Annotated in this window: 1 protein-coding gene; it reads left to right on the forward strand. The window is 50.0% G+C overall.

Annotated features, from left to right (window positions below):
• Nucleotides 1-90 precede the first annotated feature (90 nt).
• Nucleotides 91-604: cadherin repeat domain-containing protein (locus ACFQEU_RS17520; protein ID WP_379784232.1), on the forward strand; the 514-nt coding region annotated here is incomplete at its 3' end.

A 604-nucleotide genomic window follows, 5' to 3' on the forward strand; every position in this document is an offset into this window, starting at 1 on the left:
GTGCTGGCTATCGCCTGCGCGGGGGTAAGCAGTGTTGCACAGGCGGATTGGTTTTTTCGAGGCACGTCTAATGCGTGGGTCGCGACGGCCATGGCGGCAGAATCCGCCACTGAGTTTTCAATCTGCCAGACGTTTGCATCGAGTGATGCGGGCGGTGGAGCTCGATTTAAAATTGACCGAACCGGAAATTGGACGGAAAGCTATCCTGCAAGCGATTTTAACGTGGCAAGTGGTAGCAAGCTAAAAATCCACTTTAATAGCCAAACTAAAGCCATTACTACTAGCCCTGTGGCGAGCTGTAGCGGAGCGGGTTTCGATAAGGTTTTTACCGCACTCAATGCCCGTGGCACGTTTAATGGCTGGGCCTCAGCGCCCATGACTTTAATTGCTAACAATCAATGGCAGCTAGATGTTCATTTAAATGGCCAGTCGCAACAGCGGTTGAAATTTGATGTGTTAGGGGATTGGTCAACTAACTATGGCGATACCAATAGCGATGGCGTGTTAGAAAAATCCGGCGCTGATATTTATATCGCCGGTGTCGGAGATCATCGCTTAACGGTGAATGACCAAACCTTAGCGTATAGCGTGCAAGCCTTAGGCT

It is taken from the genome of Halorubrum tibetense, from assembly GCF_042661865.1.
Lineage (GTDB): Archaea > Halobacteriota > Halobacteria > Halobacteriales > Haloferacaceae > Halorubrum > Halorubrum tibetense.